We start from the raw sequence: 21,827 nt of genomic DNA, 5'->3' as shown, positions 1-21,827 counted from the left end.
TACCATTTTTATCAGCTCTTACCATTTTGATTTGCACCATAAAGTATATTAATCAGTTCTTTCGATGCATCTGCAGTGCGTGGACCAAATCCTAAAAGATACATGATATCCATCTGTTTAATGGCATGATTTTTTGCTGCATTTGTTGCTTGAACTGCTGGTATAGCTAAAATCTTTTCAAGATTAGTGGATCTGCTATTATGTTTTACAATCAAAATAACATCAGGGTTTGATTTTAATAATGCTTCGCCATTCAGTAGTTTATATCCTTTGAAATCGGTGATAGCATTGATACCACCTGAAAGCTTTATCATACTATCAGCAGCTGTATCTGTTCCAGATGCCATAACGCGTCCATTTTGTACGGAAAAAATAAAAAGAACGCGCTTTGGTTTTGTTACTTTTGCTAAAAGTGCATCATTGTTCACAAAATTACGGCTTACTTTTTCAATCAATGCTGCTGCTTGCTCTTCTCTATGAAGTGCTTTGCCAACCAGGCGAATTTTTTCTATCACACTTTCACGGGTGTAGTTTTCTGGTATGATTACAATAGGGACCGATGTTTTTTTTAGAATATCAATAGTTGAAGGAGGACCACTTCCTTCAATCAGTAATATACCATTTGGGGCAAGTGATAAAACACCTTCAGGCGAAAGAGCACGCATATACCCGAGAACAGGAAGCTTGAGAGCTTCTTTGGGATAAACGCTTGTACTATCACGGCCGACAAGCTGATCTTGAGCTCCCAATGCATAGACAATTTCTGTAAGAGATCCACCAATAGAAACAATTCGTGCGTTTTCAGGAAAACGCGTTGTAGGCTCAGCAGTTACATGTTGGGAAAAAAAGGAAAGAGAAAGCGATACAAAAATAAAAATAAGGCTTGATAGTCTACTTGGGAAAAATGTAAACATACTCAATATTACCTTTCTAAGCAACTACTGTTTCTTGACATGAAGGTAAACTCTTCAATAAAGACCGCCAATCCTCACGTTCTTCTTGACCTTCTTTTCGCATACCAAAGAATTGAGTAATCATTTCGCCATTTTTATCAAAAATTTCAAGTGAGCTAACATAACCATCACGAGTAGGTTTGCGAACATACCATACACTATCAATACCCGAAACAAGTAAATGCAAGTCAAACTTCTGATCGAGAACATTAAGCCATGGTCCCATTTGTTTAATGTTTTTTATTTGCCCACTGAAAATTTGGATACACCCTTTGTTGCCAACAAAGCACATAATAGGTATTTTTTGCTGCGCAACTTGGTTAAGCATCATTTCAACAGATTCTATCTTTAATTCCTCAGCAAACTCATTCCCAGCATATCTTACAGCATCATGCCGATTTATTTTGAGTTCAGTAAGAATTCCGTGAAGCTGATGCACATCTGTCATTTGTCGCCAACGATCCCGAAATTTTTCAATATCTAGATCAGATGTATCCGTTTGAATTGGAGTAGGAGTAGGAAGAATATCAAGAACAGATGATTGGTCTTCATGTCGTAATTTTTCAACAAGTTTACTCCATTCTTCCATATTTGTTGTGTCTTTAGAATAGACTTTGAAAATAGCAATACCGTGTTGATCAAAGAATTGCAGACTTTTCATAGGCTTTCCAAGAATAATTACGTCATACTCAAAAGCAAATTTCCATTGTTTTGCAAAAATACGTAAGTCAATTTCACCAAGGGTGAGAGGAACATGTTGGTGTTGAACAATTTTTTCAAAACATCCTGTTATTTCGTGAACAGCATATTCATTACGTGTCAATGCCATAACAGTGCCAAGTTTAGGAGAATTATCTAAGAGAGTCGTAATATCAGCGTGCAGCCTTTTGGCTTTTCCAATCGTGCAATAAGCTGCAATAAGCTCTGCTTCGGATATACCAATAGAAACTGCAAAATCACGGTTACGCATATCTTTTTTTTCTTCACGCAAATGAATAATCATCTCAGCTGTATACGACATGGATTTTACCTTATGTTATTGATCAAAAGTTAATGTTAGTTAACGTTTATAAGTTTTACATTTAAGATGAGAAACTGAACCATTTCCAAGGAATGGTTCAGCACATCTCAAAATGAATTTCCATTATCAACGAAAGAATCAAAATCAATTAACAAAAAAATTAAAACTCTACTTTAAGTCTCTGTCATTTTAAAAGACATGAAAATAAAAACACAATAATTTACCCTTTTATTGATATAATTCTCCGTTGATATCCATAATTAACAGAAGTGACTAAAATTTTTGCACGAACGATACCTTAAAGTTACGACCAGGTTGGCTATAATAATCATTTGGCATTGCACCGTTTCCTGAAGGAAGGCCAGATACATTCCAATACTTTGTATTGAACAGATTATAAACACCAGCTCTTACAATAGGCCCTTTTTCACCAAGTGGTTTGCACCATCCTAAGATATCAATAATGTTATATCCAGGAACTTTTTGGACGTCAGATTCACTCACAACTCTATCACGTTTTGCAGATGAAGTAAGTACAAAATCTGCTCCCCAGAATTCTTTTGCATAGCCTAACCCAATAACCGTTTTTAAAGGTGAAATTGAGTCGAGATATTCATTTTTATCAAGATCTTTTCCTTGCGAATAGACAAGTGCAAAATTACTACGCAATCCACTATTAAAAGCCAAATATACTCTTGCTTCTACGCCAGAAATATGCACATTCGAACGATTCATGTATTGCCGACGTCCAAGCGGGAATTCGTCCGATGCTCCTTTCTTTATGGTATCTATGAAGTTCTTATATCGATTGACAAATGCACTGAGTGAACCACCGAAGCTTTTATCTCCATATCTTATGCCAATATCATACCCATTGCTTGTTTCTGCTTTAAGATCAGAGTTCCCTTTCACATAATAAGCAGAGGGTTTAATATAAGATACGTAAAGTTCTGAAACACTTGGTGCACGAAAAGCTTGCGCCCATTGAGCATAAAACGTCATTTGATTACGAATATCCCACTCCATACGTAATTTAGGAGATAAACGTGAGCCATTTCTTTCTGGGGGAAATTTGTCAGAAATCAATGCTTTCTCATAAGAAGAAGTTTTTTGAGGGATATGTTTATACCAATCGTAACGAATTCCAGGTGTTATACGGTAACGATTATGAGCAAAGCCAATCTCATTTTCAAAAACCAAACCAAAATTGTAACTATCTGTATCCGGTGAATCTGATCGATTAGCAGGCACAAAGAGGCATCCATCTGCATTTTCTTTCAAATGGCAATTATCTTTACCCAGCAAATAATGATGAAATTGAGATGACAAAACATTAGTAGCAAACTTTAACGTATGACTTACAGTGCCAATATTCACTTTTTTAAGAGCGTAAGCATTTAAACCATAATTAGTATCACGTAAAAGATTATCTCTCAAATAATCTCCTTTTGGAGCTCTAACGCGAAATCCAGTCGTAATATCATTATTTGATTGCTTTAGCCAATAAAGCTGCCCACGAAATGCATCAAAAAGTGCATCTCCGTTGCCGTTATAGTCGTAAGAAAGAGAAAGACGTTCACGGCGTTTATTTTCCTGATCATAAATGGAACCTGGAGAGTATCTGTTATCCATATTTAATAAATGCGTATTCTCGCTATAATCAAAGCGTTCCGCGGTAAAACCAAATCGGTGGGTGTCATTGAAATATTGATGAACTTTAAGAAGCAAATTATTTTGGTCAAAATCAGCGGGATTTTTACGTGTGCGTTCCTCATGATATCCCTCTATGGTTCCCATATTTTTACGTTCATTACCTTCCGTGCGGGATCCTTGAAAGAGCAAAAACGTTTGCTGAGCACGCATAGCAAAAGTTTGATCTATGCGCCAACTATTATTCACAGAATGATAACCACCTTTTATAAGGCTACCCCAATTTTTTCCTTCGGTGATAAGGTCTTCAGGATTAATGGTGCGCAAAGCGATAACTCCTCCTAGCGCACCAGATCCATAAAGACTAGAATCCGACCCTTGAATAATATCAAATGTGGAAAGAGTATTAAGATCAAACGTTGTATTTCCACCATCTCCACGCAATATATCATTAAGCCATGGAAGAACAATACCATCCATTGTTATAAGAACACGGTTTGCATCTAAACCACGAATTGCAAAACTGTTTTTTTTCGAATTATAGGCTAGGGATGGATCAAGACGACTAATTTCATGGACATCACTAATTTGTTTTTCATCAATATTCTCAGCAGTTTTTCGATCCGTCAAAATATTCACTGAACTTGAAATATCTTCCACTTTTTTTCCTTTAATAAGTATTGATCTAAGTTCAGTTACAGCCTCCTTGTCGTTGTTTTGTGCAAAAACAAATGAAGGTATACAGACCGATAGCACACTTAAAATTAAGCAATTTTTATAGATACTTTTTCGTCTTATTGGCATAATACAACATAACCTTTTCTCAAAAATCCCCTCTCTGACGTGAATTTCCATACAAAAACACCTAACTGACGATCATAATCATAATTTAGCCAGCCAAGTAAGAATGGTTTAATGTTAGCACAAGACACAACACCACTAGAAAACCATATTAAACATGATAAAATCAGTCAAGAAAAAAGTTGCAATTTAAAAACAGCTTGTTTTAATAAACCTATATAGCAATAAGCTTAGATTAGAATAGTGATGGAAGAAACAATGAATTTTGCAAATACGAGGTGGTTTCCAATTCTGTGGATTGGAGCGTTTTTTGGCGCCCTCTCTTTGCATGTAGCATTAGGAGCACAATTTTATTTTCGGAGTACTGGTGTTAAGAATGGTATAGCTTCTCCGATAGTTACACTAACTTTTGCGCAAGAGTTTATAACTTTTGATGGTAGTTCAGATTTATCAGATACCGATACAGATTCATTGGATATTGACACAGAGCCAGAGTTATTGCAGCCTGTTCCTTTAGAGCAAGATTTAGAGATATTAGAAGCGGTAAATGAAGTTCAACCAGAAGAACCACAACATCCTTACGAAAAGGATGATTTTACGATTCTCAAGTCTGTAGAAGAACCGGTTCCTCACAAAATTGAGCATAAAATTTCTGTCAAAAAACCGATATCAAAGGCTATTGTAAAGCAGTACAAAGCCAAGGAAGCACGTTCGTCTACCACTAAGCAGGTCGGTAATGCAGCAATGTATGAGGAGGCGTTATTTTTGGAATGGTTGACAAAGGTACAGGCGCAGTTAGAAAAGCAAAAAAAATATGTTGTTGGACAGCGTACCAGTCGTGCAAATGGAACGGTGAAGTTAGAATTTAGAGTGAACGAGCAGGGGAGTATTTTTTCCAGTCGTGTTGTCATTTTTGCTGGTGATCCAGAACTTAATCGGTTAGCGTTGGTGGCACTTCAACGTGTTGGTTCTTTTCCGCCGCCGCCGCCATCAAAAGCAAACAAAATTATCAGAGTATCTTTGATATTTAGCTGATTTTGCGATTTTCCTGGTTGAGTTTATACCATTCGGATGATGTTTTACATTGCTTATATTTAATAAGTATTTAGAGGTACTGTTGTGTATGAATGGAGAGATGCAGTTAATTCCTATGATTATAGCCATTCCCTTCTGCTATGAAGGATAAGCGACGAGCTTTAGTAGGTCAAGGACATATTACCTTCATCGGCCGGAAACAAGATCGGTTTTAATGTCTGCTTTCCCAGTGAGTCTTGTTTTGTAAACTTCATAATTTTCCATGACACGCATTACATAATTGCGTGTTTCTGTATAGGGAATACGTTCAATCCAGTCTATCACTTTATAAAGAGATTGCCCTCGAGGATCACCATAGCGTTTTATCCATTCATCGGCACGACTGGAGCCTGCGTTATAACCAATGAGAGACAAGATGTAAGATCCGTTAAAACGGTCTAATTGTTCACTTAGAAAATGAGCGCCTAATGTAGCATTATAATTGACGTCATTACTGAATTTTTTTGCTGACCATGCGATCGCATGTTTTTTTGCAAGTGCTTTTGCTGTCGTAGGAAGCAATTGAAGTATACCTTGTGCCCCCGCTTTTGATATGGCTGTTGGATTAAATTCGCTTTCTTGGCGTGCAATAGCATAGATAAGTGCTTTTTTTGCCACAGAAATATTGGCAGATGCTGGAATAGCGCCGAGAGGGTGAGAAAGTGCACCAACATTTTTACCTTGAGATATAGCAGTTTTTCCAATCTTAAGGCTGGTATAATAATCACCATTTTTTTCTGCCATGACAGCCAAGAGGGCTAATTCGCCAGGACTTTCTATTTTTTTTCCGAGTTCTTTGTAAAAAATTTTAGCAAGATTGTCATAGCCGGCTGATTCAAGGCGTTGAATTGCTTGAATAGCTTTCCGTGCGTTAAAACGTTGTCGTTCGGCAATAGTGGGTTTAGGAAAGGAGACTTCAAGCTTTTTTTGGTTAATCTGTGAAGCTGCTAATTGGCCATAGTAGGTTGCGCTAAAATGGGCAGCGCGATGAAAATAATTTTGGGCATTTTTATGTTCTCCGAGAACTTCTGCTGCTCGTCCCATCCAATAGTATCCACGGGATGCTGAAAGAGGAGCAGAAGATAATTGAGGAATACGCGAAAAATGCCGCATTGCCAATTTAGGATCGTGAAGAAAACGTAGTGCATACCATCCTGCGTGAAATTCAGCATCGACTGCTAAAGAAGATGTCGAGCCAATGTGCATTTCAGCAAGTTGATAAGCAATTTTAGGTTTATTTAAATCAAGCATTTCACGAGAAAGAGTACGTCGTTCTATCCACCATGTATCAGGGTTAATAAGACTTAATGCGTCTCTTGGTGTTTTTATCATGAGTGCTGCAGCTGCATTATACTGTCCAGTTCTTCGAAGGTAACGAATTTGAATAAATTGTAAGAGAGGATCTTTTTTCCATGATTGTTCTACAGCTTGTAGTTTTTGCATGGCTTTAGAATCGTTTTTTTCAACGGCAATAAAAGCGTTAAAAAGGGATTGTGCATGTGCTAATTTTGCTATGCGTTCAGCTGAGTCAAATTGTTGTGCATAAAGCATAAACTTCATGCGTTTCAGGTGATCAATAGGCTTCAACGCAGCACTTGCATTTTTAAGAATAAGTTCTTCTTCTTTTGCATTGAGCTTCGTTTTATACCACCACGGTGCTATGATTTGTCGAGCACGAACGATTTGTCCAGTTGTGACAAGCGCTTTCGTGAAGAGAGCCATTCCCTGTGCAGTAAGAGGTAAATGATGAGAAAATCTTTGGATGATCAAGTGTGTGGAGTTTGTCTCATTGAGAAAAGCACGTTCAGCATTGCGTTGCATAGTTGCTATGCCTGGCCATTCTTTTAGTTCATTTATTGCATTAGATATTTCAAAGCTTGGAATATCGTTTTGGTTTGATATAGCAATCGCCCATGTCAAAATATGGCGATCAAGGCTATTTTTTTCCATTAAATTACGAAGAGTTATTGTTTTTGAAATATTGTTATTAAAAAGTGCGTTGAGGCCTGATTTAAGCTGATGGAGCGTAGAAGCGTTATTGATTGTAGAAATATTGCTGGTTGTTGTATGAATTTGTTTAAGCGGTTTTAAAGTATCCTTCTTCATGACAAAGTTTGATGGGCGAATCAAAGGGATTGGTATTTTTCTATATATATGGTGTGTTTGTGCCAATGCACTTGAAAATAAAATTGTTGTTGCCAGTATAAATACAGTAAAGGCTGATACAAAAAGAGAGTCGGAAAATACACGCATAGAAAAAGACCTTACTTTTTGAAAATACCCCGTAATTTTTAGAATAGAAGCATGAAAAACGGGTTAATGTACGGCTGGTCTTTAAGAGAATATTCGGATCAAAGGAGAGATATGCTGATCTTGTGAAGACTTTTGTGAAATTCATCTTGCTTCGATAATAGAGCAAGATTATGCTCTGTTATTGATAATTTATAAAGACGCTAAAAAAATAAAGAGAACATTATAGGGAGTTTATTATGCTCAAGGGAGCTGTGACTGCGCTTATCACACCATTTGATAATGAGGGCGCTATTGATGAGAAAGCATTTTGCAATTTGATTGAGTGGCAAATTGCACAAGGTATTAACGGTGTAAGCCCTGTTGGGACAACGGGTGAATCACCAACTTTAAGTCATGAAGAGCATAAGAGGGTCATAGAATTATGTGTTGAGCAGGTTGCTAAGCGTGTTCCTGTTGTTGCTGGAGCAGGATCAAATAGCACAAGTGAAGCTGTAGAGCTTGCGCAACATGCACAAAAGGCGGGCGCAGATGCGGTCTTGGTTGTCACTCCCTATTATAATAGACCTAACCAGTGTGGTTTATATACGCATTTTTCATCTATTGCGAAAGCCATTTCTATCCCGATTATAATTTATAATATTCCTGGTCGCTCTGTGATCGACATGACTGTGGAAACTATGAGAGATCTCTATAGGGATTTTAAAAATATCATTGGTGTCAAGGATGCAACAGGTAAAATTGAGCGTGTTAGTGAACAACGTGAGAAATGTGGAAAGGACTTTATACAGCTTTCTGGTGATGATTGTACAGCATTAGGTTTTAATGCACATGGAGGTATGGGATGTATTTCAGTTTCTTCCAATGTTGCTCCAAAATTTTGTGCAGAGCTTCATGCTGCTTGTTCCCGTGGTGATTATAAAACAGCACGGGAATTAAATGATCGTTTGATGCCACTTAATCGCGCAGTATTTATTGAACCAAGCCCTGCAGGTATTAAATATGCTGCTGCAAAATTAGGAATTTGTGGTGATACAGTTCGTTCACCGATTGTTCCATTGTCGGATACTACAAAGAAGATAATTGATGCAGCTCTGCACCATGCTGGTCTTCTTAAAGAATAAAGTGATATTGTATCGCCATGAACAAAAAAAAGAACGCGCCAGTACGAAAAATAGTTGCTGACAATCGTAAAGCTCGTTTTAATTTTGAAATTCTCGATAATCTTGAAGCTGGTCTTGTTCTTCAGGGAGCAGAAGTAAAATCTTTGCGTTCCAATCATGCGAATATTGCTGAAAGTTATGCTAGCTTTGAAAATGGGGAGTTATGGTTAGTGAATAGTTATATTCCTGAATATACACAGGCGAATCGTTTTAACCATGAACCGCGCCGTTTGCGTAAATTATTAATTTCAAAACGTGAAATGGCACGTTTTTTTAATGCAACTTCTCGTGAAGGAATGACGCTTGTTCCACTCAAGCTTTATTTTAATGAAAAAGGGCGTGCTAAATTGGAAATTGCTTTAGCACGTGGAAAAAAACTTTATGATAAGCGCGAGACGGAAAAAAAACGTGATTGGGGTCGTGAAAAATCAAGACTGTTAAAAAAATATGGATAATAAGGATTGGTTTATATTCCTCTTTAGGGTATCAATAGGGGATTTTAGTATTAGAGGGTTTCAACATTGATCGAGATATGTTTTTGCTGCTTGAAATATCTGATGGAACATAACGTCCGTTAAGCGACCAGTATTTGTATTATAGCGTGAACAGTGATAGCTCGAGAAAATGCGCAACCGCCCGATGTTACTTATTTTCCCATGAACAAAGGGATGGGCTAAAATTTTTGCATTAAGAGCGCGTATCGTTGAATAGTGTGCAATAGTACCAAGCGTGATAACGGCTTTTAGTTTGGGAAGATTTGTTAAAAGAGGTGAAAAGAAATGTCTGCAAGTGTTGATTTCGGTACCAGTTGGTTTATTTTCCGGTGGCACACAGCGAACTGAGTTGACAATTGCTGCATCAATCAGCTCAAGACTATCGTCTATTCTTTCTTCAAAGGTACCTTGGGCAAAGCCAAATTCTTTTAAAGTGGAATAAAGTAAGTGTCCAGCATAATCACCAGTAAATGGGCGCCCTGTTCTGTTTGCTCCACGTAACCCAGGAGCAAGCCCGACAATGAGAAGGCGTGTTGTTGCTGCGCCTTTATAGGGAAAGAATGGGCGAACTGGTGCATTATACCAGCTTGGTTCTTTTATACGCCAGTCGGAAATGAATTTATGTAAGCGAGGGCATAAATTACAATTTTGCGGAGGTTCAGGGCAAAGGGATGTTAATTGGCTATTCATGGCGGCAGATTTCAATTATTTTTTTAATCCTAAATCTTTTTGAGTGATTTATAGGGTATACAACGGATTATGTTTTTGTAAACAATCTATAGATAAATATAAATCACTTTATTTCTGCAAAAACGAACAATTTTAAAAGAAATTCATTTTTTGAATAGGGCATTCAAGAGGTTGATTTTTTGTTATTGAATGAATCTACATTAAGCTGTTTTTTTTCGAAAAATTGATAAATTTATATGGTTGATAGAAAAAACAAACTTTCAAAGGAGCATTTTTAGCAAAAAAATATGAATTTTTGTGTTGTTTTTCTTGTGTTTTGTTTTGATTATTGTATACACTCTCCACATATTATGAAGTTTTTGAACCTTTAAGAAAGAGGCGTGAATGGCCCGCGTAACGGTAGAAGATTGTGTTGATAAAGTCGATAATCGCTTTGAGTTGGTGCTTTTAGCGGGGCATCGGGCGCGTCAAATTTCACAGGGCGCGCAGATTACGGTTGATCGTGATAATGATAAAAATCCGGTTGTTGCTTTGCGTGAAATCGCAGAAGAAACGTTATCGCCTGCTGATTTAAAAGAAGATCTTATCCATTCGTTGCAAAAGCATGTGGAAGTGGATGAGCCAGAAGTGGCAAGTGAATTTATTTCTCATTCGAGTGAATCTGAAGGTATTTTAGGTACCTCATCAGAAGAAGAGGTTGGTTCGTTTGATTATATGTCGGAAGAAGATCTTTTAGCAGGTATAGAAGGTTTGGTTGTACCGGAAAAGAACGACGATTATTAATTGTCCTTGGGAATAGATATACGCTGCTCTGTGGTGGTGATCTTTTTTCTTGTCTTTTATTGATGATGTAGTATGCATGTTTATAAGGGTTAGGTTATAAAAATATAAAGGATATGCTCGTATGATGCGTCAGTGTGAGCTTGTTGGGCGTGTTCAACGTTACAAGTCTGACGTGGATGAGGCTTTGTTAAATAAAGCTTACGATTATGCAATGCGAAAGCATGGTTGCCAAAAGCGTGCTTCGGGTGATTTATATTTTTCTCATCCTTTAGAAGTTGCTATTATTTTAACAGATATGCGATTAGATGAAGCAACAATTGCTGTTGCTCTTTTACATGATACAATTGAAGATACAAGTGCTACACGGGCAGAAATTGATCAGCTTTTTGGATCTGAAATTGGTAAATTGGTTGAAGGTCTTACAAAGCTTAATAAACTTGATCTTGTGTCAAAGAAAGCAGTACAAGCAGAGAATCTTCGTAAGCTTCTTATTGCTATTTCTGATGACGTCCGTGTTCTTTTAGTTAAACTTGCTGATCGTCTTCATAACATGCGCACTCTTAGTGTGATGCGTGATGATAAGCGTCGGCGAATTGCTGAAGAGACAATGGATATTTATGCACCGCTTGCTGGTCGTATGGGTATGCAAGATATGCGTGAAGAATTAGAAGATCTCTCTTTCTTTTATTTAAATCCAGAAGGTTATCGTACGATTACCAATCGGCTTTCTGAGTTATCAAAACGCAATCGTGATTTGCTTTCCACAATTGAAAACGAGTTGACAAAACTTTTCTTCGAGCATGGCATTAAAGCCGATGTTAAAAGTCGTCAGAAAAAATCCTATTCAGTTTTTCGCAAAATGGAAAGTAAGGCATTATCTTTTGAACAATTATCTGATATTTTTGGTTTTCGCGTGATTGTTGAAACGGTCAATGATTGTTATCGTGCTCTTGGAGTTATCCATACTACGTGGCCAATGGTCCCGGGTCGTTTTAAAGATTATATTTCCATACCAAAGCAGAATGATTATCGTTCTATCCATACGACAATTGTGGGGCCCTCAAGACAACGTGTTGAACTACAGATTAGAACTGCTGCTATGGATGAAATTGCTGAATATGGTGTTGCAGCACATTCTATTTATAAAGAGCATGGTTCCAACTATTCGACTTCTAAATTATCAAACGAAAACAATGCGTATGCATGGTTACGTCAGACGATACAGTCTTTGTCAGATGGAGATAATCCGGAAGAGTTTTTAGAACACACAAAGCTTGAGCTTTTTCAAGATCAAGTTTTCTGTTTTACTCCAAAAGGTCGATTGATTGCCTTTCCAAAAGGTGCAACACCTATTGATTTTGCTTATGCAGTTCATACTGACATTGGTGATTCTTGTGTAGGTGTAAAAATTAATGGACGTATTATGCCTTTGATGACTAAATTAAAAAATGGTGATGAAGTTGATATTATACGTTCACAAGCTCAAGTTCCACCAGCTGCGTGGGAGTTTCTTGTTGTAACAGGGAAAGCGCGTTCAGCCATTCGTCGAGCAACTCGCGCAGCGGTACGAAAACAATATTCTGGTTTAGGATATCGTATATTAGAGCGTTCGTTTGAATATATGGGGAAACAATTTTCAAAAGATATTTTGAAACAAGTCTTATCGCGTTTAGCACGTAAAGATGTGGAAGATGTATTGGCCGCTGTTGGGCGTGGTGAATTGCCTTCTGCTGATGTAATAAAAGCAGTTTATCCTGACTATCAAGATCACCGTGTAGTCCAAAAGCCATCTTTTAAGCCTGAGGAAGAAGGGTGGTTCAACATTGAAAACGCCCAAGGGATGATTTTTAAAGTTCCAGAAAATGAAAAGGATGCAACTTCAGAGAAAAAGCGGCAATCCAAAGCATTACCTATTCGAGGAACCCATGGAGATATTCCTGTACGATTTTCTCCTGAAGGGGCGGTGCCAGGAGATCGGATTGTTGGCATTATGCAACCAGGCGCTGGAATTGTTATTTATCCGATTCAATCTTCAGCTCTGATGGCATATGATGATCAGCCAGAACGGTGGATTGATGTTCGTTGGGATATTGATTCTCAAATGAATGAGCGTTTTCCAGCGCGAATTAATATTTTACTTGTTAACAGTCCAGGCTCTTTGGCTGAAATTACGCAGATTATTTCAGCCAACGATGCCAATATACAAAATTTATCTTTTATTCGTACGGCACCAGATTTCACAGAAATTACAATTGATTTGGAAGTTTGGGATTTAAAACATTTGAATCGTATTTTTTCTCAGTTAAAAGAAGCCGGTTCAGTGAGTGCAGTACGTCGAGTTCATGGATGAAAAATGAGAGATTTTGCGATGAATACACAAGATGTAATAGATATTTTTAAGAAAGCAGATGCTATTTTGGAAGGGCATTTTATTTTAACATCAGGTCGCCATAGTGCAACTTATATGCAAAAGGCAAAAGTATTTATGCATGCTGATTTGACGGAAAAGTTATGTTCTAAGTTAGCTGAAAAAATTAAAAAATCTGTTAAGGAACAAATTGATTATGTGGTTGGTCCTGCGATTGGGGGGCTTATTCCTTCATACGAAACTTCACGGCATCTTGGTGTTCCTTCCCTTTGGGTAGAGCGTGTTAATGGCGTATTTCAGTTGCGTCGTTTTGAAATCCAAAAGGGCGCACGGGTTATAATTGTTGAAGATATTGTGACAACAGGTCTTTCTATTCGTGAGACTGTTAATGCTCTGGAGGCAGTAGGGGCAAATGTGCTAGCAAGTGCGTGTATTCTTGATCGTTCTGGCGGACATGTTGATGTTGGTGTTCCATTGATTGCACTTGCTGAATACGAGATAGCATCTTATGCTAGTGATGCACTTCCTGCGGAACTTGCTGCTCTTCCAGCAATTAAACCAGGGAGTCGCAATATTTAATTGTTTTTATATTTTATTACTTTTATGCAAAGAGTTTTTGTACAGTTAATTGTAACTGTCTGGATTATTTTCATAATGTATATATTGAGAGTCATATGCTTTTTCGTCAACGAGAATCAGTGGATTTTGTAAAGCGTATTCGACTTTGGTTATGGCCACGTCGTTCGTTTTCTCGCTCATTGAGTTACATACGTAAACGTATTTTACGTATATCAGCGACACCACATAAAGTGGCATTAGGGTTTGCTATTGGCATTTTCTTAGCTTGCTCGCCTCTCTTTGGGATGCATATTGTTTTGGCAGTACTTTTTTCTTGGATCTTGCGTGGAAATTTTGCAGCAGCGATTATTGGAACTATTTTTTCTAATCCATTTACATTTTTATTGATTGTTATGGCTGATTATAAGATAGGCTATCTATGTTTATCGCTTTTTAGTGATGTGAATGAGATTTCTCTTTCTCAAATTCGCACTCTGTTTGATGGTATAACGCTATCGAATGTTCCTCTGCTTTTTAAGAGTGCGTGGAATTCAATCATGAGGCCGATGCTTTTAGGGGGAGCTCTTTTAGGTTTTATTTTGGGGAGTTTATCTTATATAGGTGTTTACAGAGCAATAGCGCGTTTTCAACAAAAGAGATATAAAAAGATTATGAAAAAAAAGCGTTTGTAGTAGGAAAATTTGGGTGGTATTTTATGATCGTTGGTCTTGGAAATGACCTAGTTGATATAAGACGTATTGAGAGAATATTGGTTCGTTATGGTGATCGTTTTGTGCAGCGCGTTTTTACGGATAGTGAACAGAACGATTCTGAGAATCTCAAACAAAAGTCTTCTTTTTATGCCAAAAGATTTGCTGCCAAAGAGGCATGTGCTAAAGCTTTAGGTACAGGAATTGCTTATGGAGTGCATTGGAAAGATATGGGAGTGGTTAATTTACCATCCGGAAAACCAATTATGAAATTAATAAATTATGCACATATCCAACTTCAAAAATTATTACCTCCTAATCATAATGCTGTCATTCATCTCAGCATAACGGATGATTTTCCTTGGGCACAGGCGTTTATCATCATTGAAGCACTTCCACGTGGATAGATGCTATAGAAGATTGTGCTTTCATTGTTTGAGCATTATGATAAAAAAAGTTATATCTATGGCAAGAAGGTAGTCTGTGATGATCCAGAAAGAAAAAATGCGTAAAAAAGAAGAAAAAGGCGGAATTCTTGAATTTATTTTAGTTTTAATACAGGCTCTGTTTTTGGCAGCGATTATTCGTACACTTTTTTTTCAGCCTTTCAGTATCCCTTCTGGTTCAATGCGTCCTACTCTGCTTGTAGGGGATTATCTGTTTGTTTCTAAATATGCTTATGGGTATTCTCGTTTTTCTATTCCATTTTCTCCTTCTATTTTTTCAGGACGTATTTGGTCATCTCAGCCTAAGCGTGGAGATGTTGTAGTCTTTCGTTTACCGAGTAATCCAGATATTGATTATATAAAACGTGTTGTGGGATTACCGGGGGATCGGATACAAGTTCGCCAAAGTGTCCTTTATATTAATGATAAGGCTGTTTCACGTCGTTTTATAGGAAAGGTTGATAATTCTGATATAACAGAAGTCAATTATCCTGTTGATGTTTATCGCGAGACAATGCTTAATGGAGTTAGCTACAATACACTTGATTTAGGTTTTATTCCACAAGTTGATGATACAAAAGTTTTTGAAGTTCCTCCAGGGCATTATTTTATGATGGGTGATAACCGCGATAATTCAGACGATAGTCGTTTGGATGTAGGATATGTTCCAGAGGAAAATCTTGTTGGTCGAGCAAGTGTGATTTTTTTCTCTATCAGTAATGGTTCGAGTGCTTGGCAGATTTGGCGTTGGCCATTTGATGTACGTTGGAAGCGTTTGTTTTCTGTGATTAATACTGTGCATGATTTACCGCTTAATAAGCAGGGGATCAAAGATGAAGCGTTCAATGGTTGATCATCTTGAAAAACTGACAGGACATCGTTTTAAAGATGAAGAGAAATTAAAAAGAGCGTTAACGCATTCGAGTGTGCAAGATTCGGAGTGGGGAAATTATGAACGGCTAGAATTTCTAGGTGATCGGGTTTTAGGGCTTTTGATTGCAGAAATGCTGTATCAGTTTTTTCCGCAGGCAAGTGAAGGTGAATTATCTGTACGTTTAAATGGTTTGGTGAATGCGCAGACATGTGCTGATATTGCACTAGAGTTAGGGTTGTCTGATATGATCCATGTTGGTTTTGAGATGAGAAGTTTAAAGGGACGACGGCTTACGAATATGTATGCTGATGTGATTGAAGCTTTGATTGCAGTAATGTATCTTGATGGAGGTTTACAAAGCGTTCGTCCTTTTATTCAGAGATATTGGCAAAGTCGTGCACAACAGATGGATGCAGGTCGGCGTGATGCCAAGACAGAATTGCAAGAATGGGCGCATATACAAGGTGGCTTACAACCAGATTATCGGGTTGTTAAGCGTTCTGGCCCGGATCATGATCCTATTTTTATAGTAGAAGTAAGCGTCTCTGGTTTTGCGCCAGAAATTGGACAAGGAAGTTCTAAACGTTGTGCTGAAAGAATGGCGGCTGAAAAAATTTTACGACGAGAGGGAATATGGAAAACAATGGAAAAAAATGATCATGGATGACATTCCCAAAACGCGTTCTGGTTTTGTTGTGCTCATTGGGATACCTAATGCTGGTAAATCGACGTTGGTTAATCAGTTAGTAGGAACGAAGGTATCAATTGTAACTCATAAGGTACAAACGACACGGACTTTGATCCGTGGTATTGTTATACATGATGATGCGCAAATTGTGTTGATTGACACACCAGGTGTTTTTCGTCCCCATAAACGGTTAGAGCGTGCGATGGTATCTGCTGCTTGGGGCGGTGCTAAGGGTGCTGATGTCCTGTTAGTTTTGATTGATGCACAAAGTGGATTTTCAGATGAAGTTTGTACGATGTTAGATATTGTAGGAAATATGAAACAGGATAAAATTCTTGTTCTTAATAAGATTGATGCAGTTGCGAAGTCTTCTCTTTTAACATTAACTGCTAAAATTAATGAGCGTGTGAAGTTTGTGCAGACATTTATGATTTCAGCTCTCAATGGTTCTGGTTGCAAAGATTTGCTTCACGCTTTGAGTGCAATGATGCAAAGGGGGCCATGGTATTATCCAGAAGATCAAATATCGGATATGCCGATGCGTCAACTTGCTGCTGAAATTACGCGTGAAAAACTGTTTCTTCGTCTCCACGATGAACTTCCTTATTCTTCAACAGTTGAAACAGAAAATTGGGAAGAACGCCCAGATGGTTCAGTTAAAATTAATCAGCTTATTTATGTTGAGCGTGAGAGTCAGAAAAAAATTATTTTAGGCGCAAAAGGTGAAACAATTAAAGCAATCGGTCAGGCAGCGCGTAAGGAGCTCATGAAAATTATGGAGCAAAAAGTTCATCTTTTTCTCTTTGTAAAAGTACGTGATAATTGGGATATGGATCCGGAACGTTATTGTGAAATGGGGTTAGATTTTTTAAAGTAAAATGAAATGGAAAGAACAAGCCATTATTCTTGGTACGCGTCGATATGGTGAAACAAGCGTTATTCTTGAAATTATGACGCGTCAGCATGGTCGTTATATGGGTGTTGTCAAAGGGGGACGCTCTCGTCGTATGGCAGCTCTTTTGCAGCCTGGAAATTTTATAGAGGCTGAATGGTGGGCACGTTTAGATGAACATTTGGGACTTTTTCGGCTTGAGGCACTTGATTTACATGCTGCGCGATTAATTCTTTTTCCAGAAGCTCTTTATACATTGCAATTAATCACTTTTCATTTACGTCTTCTTCCAGAACGTGATCCACATCCTATTTTATATGATATTTTTCATCTTTTTATGCAGAATTTTTATGAGCCGTTTGTAAATGCCGAATTACTTGTACGTTTTGAAATGCGGCTTCTTGAAGAATTAGGTTTTGGTCTCGATTTATCGTGTTGTGCTGCGACAGGTTCTCGGGAAAATCTTCGTTACGTGTCACCAAAATCGGGGCGCGCCGTATGTGAAGAAGCGGGTCACCCTTGGAAAGAAAAGCTTTTCATTTTACCACAGTTTCTTGTAAAAAGGACGGATCGTCCTGTTGATTTCAATGATATAATAAATGGGTTTACTCTAACAGGTTTTTTTTTAATGCGCCACGTTTTGGATCCGCGGGGGATAAAACAGCCCTCAGTGCGTATGAATCTGATTCAATTATTTGAACGACGCTTTCGTATACAGGCGTTAGTCTATTGATTGGAAGTAAATAAGATGGAGTATACATGTTTGTATGCAGGTATGGATTTGTCAATTTAAAACGATACATAGAAAGTGAAGATGCGAGTCTTAAAAACAATTGCCGAAGTGCGTCAGTGCATTTCCGAAGAACGGCGTTTAGGATTTTCAATTGGTTTTGTTCCAACCATGGGAGCACTACATAATGGTCATCTCGCGTTAGTAGAGAGAGCAAAGGCAATATGTGATCGAATATTGGTTTCTATTTTTGTCAATCCGAAACAATTTGGTCCCAATGAGGACTTTGATAAATATCCAAGAGATTTAGTGGATGATTGTACTTTGTTGAAAAAGGCGGGTGTTGAATATGTTTTTGCACCTTCTATAGATGAGATGTGGCCACTAGGAAATAAAACAATTGTAAAGGTGGAAACATTATCACATATTTTAATGGGGAGGTTACGTCCAGGGCATTTTTGTGGTGTGACAAGCGTTGTTGCTAAGCTTTTTAACATTGTCCAACCAGATAAGGCTTTTTTTGGGGAAAAGGATTTTCAACAGCTTGTAATTATCCGGCGTATGGTTGAGGATTTAGCTTTTCCTATCGAAATTGTTGGAGTCCCTATTTTACGGGAAGCAGATGGTATAGCCAGTTCTTCACGTAATCGGTTTTTAACATTAGAAGATCGTAAAGCAGCGAAAATTATTCCTGAAAGTGGTAAAGCTGCTGCGAAGCTTTATAGCCAAGGTGAACGATCCGTTGATAAGTTATGCAAAATTGTTCACAATGTTTTACAACAGGAACCGCGCGCGATTATTGAAGCAGTAGATCTCCGAGATATGGAGACTTTATGCATAGTGAGAGGAAAACTGAAAAAACCTGCTGTTTTACTCCTCACTGTTCGTTTTGGTGAAGTTAGGCTTATTGATCAATACATATTACAAGAGAAGGCTGAAAATGAGTGTGCATAAAACTATAAAGCGTGTAACTGCTTCTGAAATACGATCAAAAAAAGGGCAAGAACCGATAGTTTCTCTAACAGCATATCAGGCTTATACTGCGCGGATTGCTGATCCATATTGTGATATCCTTTTGGTTGGCGATAGTCTTGGTATGGTTGTGTATGGGTTTGAGACAACGCTTCCTGTTAATTTAGATATGATGATTTTGCATGGGCAGGCAGTGATGCGAGGATCGCAGAAGGCTCTTGTGGTTGTTGATATGCCTTTTGGTTCTTATGAGGAGAGTAAAGAACAAGCTTTTTTGAGTGCATCGCGTATTCTTGCAGAAACAGGATGTGGTGCAGTTAAGCTTGAAGGTGGCGTTTATATGGCAGAAACAATTAATTTTTTGTGTCAACGTGGTATTCCAGTTTTGGCGCATATTGGTCTTACTCCGCAGGCAGTGAATCGTTTTGGTGGTTTCAAAACACAAGGGCGTAAAGAGAGTGATTGGCAAAAGATTGAAGCTGATGGAGCAGCGATTGAAGAAGCTGGTGCTTTTGCTGTTGTTGTGGAAGGGGTTGTAGAACCCTTAGCGGTAAAACTTACAGAAACGCTTTCTATCCCGACCATTGGTATTGGAGCTTCTAATCAGTGTGATGGGCAGGTATTGGTTATGGAAGATATGTTAGGCTATGGTGCATTTGTTCCTAAATTTGTGCGTCGTTATGGTGATCTTGAACACGCTGTAGAGACTGCGATCAAGAATTATGCAGAGGATGTCAAATCACGTGCTTTTCCATCAGAAGTAGAAGTTTATAAACTTAAATAGAGTTTAGTTTTATGCAACAGTTTTGCAACAGTGCATTAGCTATAGAGATTTGATAATCATCTCTATTCATTTTCGCTGTATTATTCGTGTTTAATGCGCGTCGTGGCTTTTTGTACTCATATATTCTTTTTTCTAAAGAGCATATGAGTTTTAAAGTCTTCGTAAGATTAAATGATAGCAAAACGAAGGGGCAATAACATTTGCTTTTTATTTTGAAAGAACACATGAAAACAAGCTGTGTGTAGAGTGTGGAGTATCCGCAGGATAATAATCAAGAAGGATAATTTTTTATCTTTTTATGGTTTTTTCCAAGGAAATGAATGAGTAAAGGGATAATTCAATGCAATATATCTGTAATTTTTCGATGATAATAACAAATCATAAATAACGAGGAGAATATTATTATGATTTCTGAGAATCGAGCTCATTAAAACGAATTAAAAAGGTTTTTTCAATTTGTTGTGTGGAGTATGGTTGTAAATTGAGATCATCGGATAAAATATTATTTGGAGAGCCAAAATAGCGGAAGGCCTCTTCTGTATTGAATCCGGCAAGAGTGATTGCTTCGTGGAATGCAGCAATGCGATCAGCCTGTTTGATTTTTTTTAAGAGCTTTTGAGAAAGATTAACGGGAAGAGAAAAACGCATGTGTATAGCATCTTGTATGCGTTTTTCGATGAGTTCATATTGTTTTCCTATGACAGCCTTAAAAGGTGAAATCATATCACCGATTACGTATTCTGCGGCATCATGAAGAAGAGCATAGAGATATTCATTGCTATGTGATTGCGGAAAAAGTTTTTGAAATATTTGTTCAACCAAAAGTGAATGCTGTGCAACAGAATAGGCATGTTTTCCTTGTGTTTGACCGTTCCAACGTGCAACACGAGCGAGTCCATGGGCAATATCTTCAATTTCGATATCAAAAGGAGAAGGATTAAGTAAATCAAGACGCCTACCAGAAAGCATTCTTTGCCAAGCGCGTGCTTCTCCATTTTGTGATAATTCAGCTTTAGCCATCAGTGAGTTTCCACGGTGTTTTCAGGAAAGGTGAAATTCATATTTTCAGCAATGCTTATGGTGACGGGAACATCTTTTACTGTAAATGGGATATTATTATCCATCGCATCTTTAACATGGTCAATACGCATTAAAGCTAAGGCTTCTTTTCCAGCACATGTTCCTAAGTGACCTAGTATTTTATTTCCTGCTACAACGTTGGAACCTTGTGTTAATTCATTCTGGCTTTTTACAAGTAAAATACGGCGACGTGCCGCATGCCTGTGATGCATTCGTGAAACAACCTCTTGTCCAATATAGCAACCTTTATTAAATACGAGTCCATTGATTTGATCGTAATTAATATCATGGGGAAAGACTTTCCCTATTTCGTAGTCTACACCACTTTCCGCAATTGCATAACGGATACGTAAGTTGTTCCAATGATTATCACATTCTGAGGCCGTAAAAGATGTTTTTCCATATATTCGCATTATTTTTTCTTTTTTTGGAAAGCGTTTATCAATAAAACTTGAATCATAATCTGAAGTATCTCGTTCATTGTTCAAAAAAACTGTTACAACTTCTTGTAATGGTTGTGTAATTTCCACTTTTGTACGCAACTTGTAGAGGAGAAGACGCTTTTGAAGGATATCAGCTAAAGAGACAACAATATCGATCAAATAGCCGCCCTCTATTTTTCCGATAAGAAAATCCGCAATAACTTTCCCTTGTGGCGATAAGAGTGCTCCAGGAAACATTTCTTGTGGGGGGATTTGTTGTACATTTGTGGTAATAAGAGATTGTAAAAAATGTGTAGATTCTTCACCCATAATTTTAAGAACGCTACGATTTTTTAAGCGAATGGCATTTTGTTTTTCAATCATGGTTCTTGCCTTTCTGCCCAAAGTTACATAATCGATAAAG

The 21,827-nt window shown here is 37.8% G+C and carries 21 protein-coding genes; 14 read left to right on the top strand and 7 right to left on the bottom strand.

Translation table 11 applies throughout. From position 1 onward, the window contains the following. Positions 1-11: 11 nt before the first annotated feature. From MCS_RS01885 to MCS_RS01875, 3 genes are all read right to left on the bottom strand, one after another. Positions 12-914 (bottom strand): heme/hemin ABC transporter substrate-binding protein, encoded by a 903-nt coding sequence (locus MCS_RS01885; protein WP_004854917.1) that lies wholly within the window; start codon positions 912-914, stop codon positions 12-14. Positions 915-930: 16 nt separating this feature from the next. Further along, on the bottom strand, positions 931-1,974 hold the full coding sequence (locus MCS_RS01880; protein WP_004854915.1) for a hemin-degrading factor: 1,044 nt from the start codon (positions 1,972-1,974) through the stop codon (positions 931-933). A 273-nt stretch (positions 1,975-2,247) separates the two neighbouring features. Beyond that, entirely contained in the window at positions 2,248-4,428 is a 2,181-nt protein-coding gene (locus MCS_RS01875; RefSeq protein ID WP_024864240.1) for a TonB-dependent hemoglobin/transferrin/lactoferrin family receptor, read from the bottom strand. A gap of 255 nt (positions 4,429-4,683) precedes the next feature. Here MCS_RS01875 and MCS_RS01870 point away from each other — a divergent pair, with 255 nt between their 5' ends. Next, complete coding sequence (locus MCS_RS01870; RefSeq protein WP_004854908.1) at positions 4,684-5,460, top strand: energy transducer TonB family protein; 777 nt, start codon at positions 4,684-4,686, stop codon at positions 5,458-5,460. Between the two features lie 186 nt (positions 5,461-5,646). On the opposite strand, the gene MCS_RS01865 is transcribed toward MCS_RS01870, so the two are convergent. Further along, on the bottom strand, positions 5,647-7,752 hold the full coding sequence (locus MCS_RS01865) for a lytic transglycosylase domain-containing protein (RefSeq protein ID WP_004854907.1): 2,106 nt from the start codon (positions 7,750-7,752) through the stop codon (positions 5,647-5,649). 236 nt (positions 7,753-7,988) lie between these two features. On the opposite strand from MCS_RS01865, the gene dapA reads away from it, so the two are divergent. Together dapA and smpB are read left to right on the top strand one after the other, a co-directional pair. Further along, on the top strand, positions 7,989-8,873 hold the full coding sequence (dapA, locus tag MCS_RS01860; protein ID WP_004854904.1) for a 4-hydroxy-tetrahydrodipicolinate synthase: 885 nt from the start codon (positions 7,989-7,991) through the stop codon (positions 8,871-8,873). 17 nt (positions 8,874-8,890) lie between these two features. Then, complete coding sequence (gene smpB / locus MCS_RS01855; RefSeq protein ID WP_004854902.1) at positions 8,891-9,367, top strand: SsrA-binding protein SmpB; 477 nt, start codon at positions 8,891-8,893, stop codon at positions 9,365-9,367. A gap of 60 nt (positions 9,368-9,427) precedes the next feature. Here the strand turns inward: smpB and MCS_RS01850 are convergent, their stop codons facing one another. After that, positions 9,428-10,096, bottom strand: a complete 669-nt coding sequence (locus tag MCS_RS01850; RefSeq protein WP_004854900.1) for a uracil-DNA glycosylase — start codon at positions 10,094-10,096, stop codon at positions 9,428-9,430. Between the two features lie 384 nt (positions 10,097-10,480). Here MCS_RS01850 and rpoZ point away from each other — a divergent pair, with 384 nt between their 5' ends. From rpoZ to panB, 11 genes are all read left to right on the top strand, one after another. Beyond that, positions 10,481-10,879 carry a DNA-directed RNA polymerase subunit omega gene (gene rpoZ, locus MCS_RS01845; RefSeq protein ID WP_004854897.1) on the top strand — a complete coding sequence of 133 codons (399 nt, stop codon included), beginning with the start codon at positions 10,481-10,483 and terminating at the stop codon, positions 10,877-10,879. A gap of 121 nt (positions 10,880-11,000) precedes the next feature. Further along, a complete protein-coding gene (locus tag MCS_RS01840) occupies positions 11,001-13,229 on the top strand; it encodes a RelA/SpoT family protein (RefSeq protein ID WP_004854895.1) in 2,229 nt (742 codons plus the stop codon). Between the two features lie 18 nt (positions 13,230-13,247). Then, on the top strand, positions 13,248-13,826 hold the full coding sequence (gene pyrE, locus MCS_RS01835; protein WP_024864241.1) for an orotate phosphoribosyltransferase: 579 nt from the start codon (positions 13,248-13,250) through the stop codon (positions 13,824-13,826). A gap of 95 nt (positions 13,827-13,921) precedes the next feature. Next, complete coding sequence (locus MCS_RS01830) at positions 13,922-14,497, top strand: DUF2062 domain-containing protein (protein WP_004854888.1); 576 nt, start codon at positions 13,922-13,924, stop codon at positions 14,495-14,497. A 23-nt stretch (positions 14,498-14,520) separates the two neighbouring features. After that, the gene (acpS, locus tag MCS_RS01825; protein WP_004854886.1) at positions 14,521-14,922 is read left to right on the top strand and encodes a holo-ACP synthase; all 402 of its coding nucleotides are present in this window, start codon (positions 14,521-14,523) and stop codon (positions 14,920-14,922) included. A gap of 79 nt (positions 14,923-15,001) precedes the next feature. Next, the gene (lepB, locus tag MCS_RS01820) at positions 15,002-15,814 is read left to right on the top strand and encodes a signal peptidase I (RefSeq protein ID WP_004854884.1); all 813 of its coding nucleotides are present in this window, start codon (positions 15,002-15,004) and stop codon (positions 15,812-15,814) included. Beyond that, complete coding sequence (rnc, locus tag MCS_RS01815; RefSeq protein ID WP_004854880.1) at positions 15,795-16,502, top strand: ribonuclease III; 708 nt, start codon at positions 15,795-15,797, stop codon at positions 16,500-16,502. Before lepB ends, rnc begins: the two co-directional genes overlap by 20 nt. Next, positions 16,495-17,400, top strand: coding sequence for a GTPase Era (gene era / locus MCS_RS01810; RefSeq protein ID WP_024864242.1), 906 nt, complete (start codon positions 16,495-16,497; stop codon positions 17,398-17,400). Before rnc ends, era begins: the two co-directional genes overlap by 8 nt. 1 nt (position 17,401) lies before the next feature. Further along, positions 17,402-18,148: a DNA repair protein RecO gene (recO, locus tag MCS_RS01805; protein WP_004854873.1), complete on the top strand. Its 747-nt coding sequence runs from the start codon at positions 17,402-17,404 to the stop codon at positions 18,146-18,148. Positions 18,149-18,229: 81 nt separating this feature from the next. Continuing rightward, positions 18,230-19,099, top strand: a complete 870-nt coding sequence (gene panC / locus MCS_RS01800) for a pantoate--beta-alanine ligase (RefSeq protein ID WP_004854869.1) — start codon at positions 18,230-18,232, stop codon at positions 19,097-19,099. Then, the gene (gene panB, locus MCS_RS01795; protein WP_004854866.1) at positions 19,086-19,901 is read left to right on the top strand and encodes a 3-methyl-2-oxobutanoate hydroxymethyltransferase; all 816 of its coding nucleotides are present in this window, start codon (positions 19,086-19,088) and stop codon (positions 19,899-19,901) included. Before panC ends, panB begins: the two co-directional genes overlap by 14 nt. 402 nt (positions 19,902-20,303) lie before the next feature. On the opposite strand, the gene MCS_RS01790 is transcribed toward panB, so the two are convergent. Continuing rightward, entirely contained in the window at positions 20,304-20,921 is a 618-nt protein-coding gene (locus tag MCS_RS01790) for a YfbR-like 5'-deoxynucleotidase (protein ID WP_004854862.1), read from the bottom strand. Beyond that, positions 20,921-21,787, bottom strand: a complete 867-nt coding sequence (ygfZ, locus tag MCS_RS01785) for a CAF17-like 4Fe-4S cluster assembly/insertion protein YgfZ (protein WP_004854859.1) — start codon at positions 21,785-21,787, stop codon at positions 20,921-20,923. The genes MCS_RS01790 and ygfZ overlap by 1 nt, the downstream gene beginning before the upstream one ends. Positions 21,788-21,827 lie beyond the last annotated feature (40 nt).

Source organism: Bartonella doshiae NCTC 12862 = ATCC 700133, assembly GCF_000278155.1.
Classification (GTDB): domain Bacteria; phylum Pseudomonadota; class Alphaproteobacteria; order Rhizobiales; family Rhizobiaceae; genus Bartonella; species Bartonella doshiae.
The sequence above is the reverse complement of the archived record's forward strand: the minus strand, read 5'-3'. Positions and strand labels throughout refer to the sequence as shown.